Genomic DNA, 4,408 nt, shown 5'->3' with positions numbered 1-4,408 from the left:
TGACTGCCCGACAGCAGACAACCAAAAACTTAATTATGTTTCGGCTTCTCCTTCATAAACTATGCCGCCCCTGCTATCAGGTACTTCTTTTTGGTCGGACATTTTATCTGGCGAGAATCACCAATTCTGCCTATCTAGACACACTTGGGTGCATTGGCTTTTTCAGACTAGCACAATTTCAATTAAACTGACTCCCTTGGGTCGGTTTTATTTGCTGGTCAAAATTGATCTCGCCGTTAAGCCTGTCGGCTCTAACGGGAGTCCTCTTTTGACATCTAATATAGCAAGTTGATGATGGATTTGTCGATCTTTATCAAATATTTTTTATACTTTTTTTGACAAAGCTCTCTGAGATTATATAACTTAATCCGATGATTTGGCACAAGCAGTCAATTTATATTTTTCTGCACGCGGTTTATGGTCTTGGTGAAAGGGAAGTTGTGATGCACACTAGAGAAACATGGGGTTGGAGGATACCAAGGTGACAATTGAATTTGCCCGAGAGCTAGAAACCTTTTGGCAAAAGCGCTTGCAGGAAGAGTGTGCCGATCGCCCTTCCCAAACGCGCCAGAGTGTTGCTTTGTGGTTGGTGGGGGAAGATCGAGAGCGATTTGCCAATATGGACGATCGCCAAAAGGCCATCGCGCGACAGGCGATCGAATACCGCTATCGCATTCTCCACCAGCGCTATTTGGGAATAAGTCCAACCCGAGCCTATCGCAATTTGATTTCTCGCTTGGGGTCTCTTGTGGTCTTGCGGAATAAAATTCGCACTTGGGTATCCTTGAGCCGCGATCGCCAACGTGCCGTGGCGGATGTCCTGCAAGAGGTCATTCAGGAGATGATCGACAGCGATCGCTACATCAAAACAACGATTGCTCGGATTTCTCGCTGTAGCGAAAATCCTTCTTTGCGAAATGCACTGTTGTTGGCCAGTATTGAAGAATATTGCTTACGACCAATTCGCAATCAGCCTTTGCTGGTTTATCGTTTTACCAATTACTTGCGACGTTCCCAAAAAGGGGGTATGACCCAGGTTCCTCAAAAAGAACGCATCAAAATGATTTCTGAGGAACTGACCCCAGATGCGGGGGATTCTCCCATTAGTTTGCTCGACTCTGAGGCCATCGCCCACTACCAAAGCGATCGCGATGAGGAAGAACAACGAATATTGCGGGAGGAAGTGCGCCAAGAATTTGAGCATTACCTGGCAGAAAAAGTCGATCCCCTAGCGGTAGAATGGCTGCGCTTGTATCTCCAGGGTCATTCCCAAGAGGCGATCGCGCAAATCTTAGATTTACCCATCAAACAAATTTACCGCTTGCGGGAAAAAATCAACTATCACGCCGTTAAGATTTTCGCTCTGAAAAGCCGCCCAGAATTAGTGGAAAATTGGCTGAAAATTTCTCTGCAAGAACATAGCCTGGGACTCACGCCCAAACAATGGCAGACATTTTGGCAAGATATCACACCTCTACAACAACAAATCATCACTCGCTTACAAGAAGGAAAAACCCTTGAGGAAATCGCCAAAAAATTAAACTTGAAAAAATCCCAAGTGATGTCCGAGTGGAGTAAAAGCTATCAATTTGCTCAGTCTCTTCGGAATTAGAGGGAGCAAAGGACTTACGCAGCCAGGGAGCGAGACGCTCCCACTACGGCATTCTCTGGTTATGGTAGTGCAGGCATCTTGCCTGCTAATGCGTAAATCCTCATCCCTCATCCTTCTTTATTTTTTAGTCTTTAACGTCAGACCCTAAAACTTGCTCTTTCAAGGATCGGAATTCTTGAAGGAGTTCTTGGCGACCCTTAGAACTCCAGAGATAGCGCCAAACAAACCAAACACCAAACCCAATACCCACTAATTCAAAAACAGGGGCGAGTAAGGGAATATCGTTAATCGCATCCAGTAGTGCCAAGGTTAGATATACAGTAATCAGTCCTCCCAACAACAAAGACAGTACGGTTAAAGGTTCCTTGAAATCAGAGAAAAACTTCTTCACCATATCGGGTAACTTGCCCAAGAACTCCGAAGCGGGTTCGATCCATTCTTGCCAAGGGCGATCGGTTGCTGGTGGTTTTGCGGGTGAGATTGCCCCAGAAGGGTCTGTCTTAAAACCCGATGGGCTTTGAGATTGGGTAACTTCAGCTTCCGCCGAGGGAATATTCGGATCCATTGCTTTTTTCTCCTGCAGTTTGAGATGGAATTTCATTGTAGGTTGCGATCGCGACCCAAGGATGGCAAAAAAATTGATTCTTGCCCATATTAACCAAAAACACCGCCAGAATGCTTCCTCTTGATTTTATGATTCTTCTGATTGATATTGTGCGATCTTGGCATAATCTCCTAGAGCATAACAGGCCGTTCGCAAACTACCGATCGCCTGTCGTTCCGCCCGGCGATCGCCGATTTCTCTGGCGACTTTTAAACGCTGTTCGTAATATTTAATCGCTTGTTCGTAGTCTCCGATGGCATCGTAAGCAACCCCTAGGCTACCTAAAGACTGTTCTTCAGAGCGAGGATCTGCTAATTGTCTGGCGAAAGTTAGGCGTTTTTGGTTGTAGGCGATGGCCTGACGATAATCTCCTAATGTATAAGAAGCATTACCCAGATTACGCAGGATTTGCACCGCAACGCGATCTTCCTCTAGTTCTTGAGCCAGTTCCAAGCGCTGTTCGTAATAATTAATCGCTTCGCGGTAATTGCCCAACACATAGTAAGTATTACCCAAATTTTTGAGAATTTGTCCGGCAGTTTGGCGGTCTTCTAGGGAACGAGCAAACATGAGGGCGCGTTTTTGGCAAGAAATGGCATCTTCGTGTTTACCTTGCGCTTTATAAGCTAAACCTAAGTTATTGAGGGCGGCCATTGCTCCGGTGCGCTCTTTGAGATCCAGAAAAACCTTTAAACTTTTCTTCTGAAAGGCGATCGCCTTATCGTAATCATTGAGATGGCGATAGGCATTGCCCAATAAACTAAACAATTGCCCAGTGAGACGCTGTTCTGATAATGATTGAGCCAGGGATAAACCCGATCGCGCGGCTTGAATTGTTTCTTGATAATTTCCTAGCCCATAGTGCGCCAAACCCAAGTAATACAAAGAGGTTGCTTCAGCAAGATTGTCTTGAAGATTTCGATAAAAGTCTCGTGCTTGTTGAAGTGCGGCGATCGCCGGCTGAAAATCGCCGCTTTGTTGGCCGGCCATTCCCTGTTCGAGCAATTGTCCGGCGCGATCGCTTTCAAGGGTGGGAGAAGTTTGTCGTTTCTCGGCATTTAGGGTTGGATTATCCTTGGGAGTTATAAATTTTTCTGGTTTGTCGCCTTCATCTGCCACCCTATTGTCCCCCTGATCGATTATCAACAGATCGATTGGATATCGCAAATGCGATTCGCCATTCCCCAACCTTAATTATCAATTATCAATTATCAATTATCAACCATATTTGATAAGGGCTTGATAAATGTTGATGTTTAGCCGGAACTATGCAGTAAGGAATCGGGATATTTTGTTGATTTAGAAGTCGGACGAGGACGACGAGATTTCCAATTGCGAATTGAACGCGCCATTCTTTCTTTTTCTGAGAGGGGTCGTTGAGAGGCTTCGGGGCTTTGTCGGGACTGAGACTCTTTATTAATAGGGGGGGTGAGGTTATTCATGCACTGGGAAAGATTATCTTGAGGCGAAGCAAGATTGAGATCGTTGATAATCGCATCAACGGATTGGTAGCGTCGCTCTAATGAAGGTTCGAGCATTTTATCCAAGATTGGAGCCAAGATTTTGCCAACTGAGGCACGTTCTTGCCATTGCAATTTTCCGGTGCGAGGATTGGTTTTAAAGTCTAAAGGGGCTTTTCCCGTTAAAAGATATAAGCTGGTTACGCCCAAAGCATAAATATCGCTGGCGAAGACCGGACGGAGGGAAAATTGTTCTGGGGGAGCAAACCCAACGGTACCGACAAAATGAGTGGTGACACCGCGAGTGGTATTTTCGCTCATTTGCGCTAATTGTTGTTTCACTGCCCCAAAGTCAATGAGAACCAAACGCCGATCTTGAGACAAAATAATATTTTGTGGTTTAATATCTCGATGAATTACGCCGCGTTCGTGGACGTATAGCAAAAGGTCGAGCATTTCTCGTAAAACCCGCTTTACGGTTAGTTCTGACTGACATCCCTGCCGTCTTACCAATCTAGCGAGGGTTGCACCTTTGATATATTCTTGCACGAGGTAGAATTCATCTCCTAATACAAAATAGTCGAGAAGCATGGGAATGCGGGAATGATTCCCCAAAGCAGCAAGGATTTTGGCTTCTCTCTGAAAGCGATGGCGGGCTGTATCTAGTGCCTTTTTTTCGCTGACGCGGGGACAGAGTTGCTTAATGGCGCAGAATGGCTGTCCTGGTAATGA

General features: G+C 45.6%; 4 protein-coding genes. 1 reads left to right on the top strand and 3 read right to left on the bottom strand.

The window, feature by feature from the left end; all coding sequences use genetic code 11:
- Positions 1 to 487 precede the first annotated feature (487 nt).
- Complete coding sequence (locus tag VB714_RS14750) at positions 488 to 1,612, top strand: HetZ-related protein 2 (RefSeq protein ID WP_416309690.1); 1,125 nt, start codon at positions 488 to 490, stop codon at positions 1,610 to 1,612.
- A 124-nt stretch (positions 1,613 to 1,736) separates the two neighbouring features.
- Here VB714_RS14750 and VB714_RS14745 read toward each other — a convergent pair whose 3' ends face one another.
- The 3 genes from VB714_RS14745 to VB714_RS14735 form a co-directional block, all read right to left on the bottom strand.
- Positions 1,737 to 2,177, bottom strand: a complete 441-nt coding sequence (locus tag VB714_RS14745) for a CAAD domain-containing protein (RefSeq protein ID WP_323225372.1) — start codon at positions 2,175 to 2,177, stop codon at positions 1,737 to 1,739.
- A gap of 126 nt (positions 2,178 to 2,303) precedes the next feature.
- Positions 2,304 to 3,335, bottom strand: coding sequence for a tetratricopeptide repeat protein (locus VB714_RS14740; RefSeq protein ID WP_323225371.1), 1,032 nt, complete (start codon positions 3,333 to 3,335; stop codon positions 2,304 to 2,306).
- Between the two features lie 137 nt (positions 3,336 to 3,472).
- Positions 3,473 to 4,408, bottom strand: a 936-nt coding sequence (locus VB714_RS14735) for a serine/threonine-protein kinase (RefSeq protein ID WP_323225370.1), incomplete at its 5' end; no start/stop codon positions are given.

It is taken from the genome of Spirulina sp. 06S082, from assembly GCF_034932145.1.
Lineage (GTDB): Bacteria > Cyanobacteriota > Cyanobacteriia > Cyanobacteriales > Spirulinaceae > CCY15215.
The sequence above is the reverse complement of the archived record's forward strand: the minus strand, read 5'-3'. Positions and strand labels throughout refer to the sequence as shown.

Coding starts and splice junctions, on each gene's coding strand:
- VB714_RS14745 (WP_323225372.1), bottom strand. CDS start 2,177: ATGGATCCGAATATTCCCTCGGCGGAAGCTGAAGTTACCCAATCTCAA.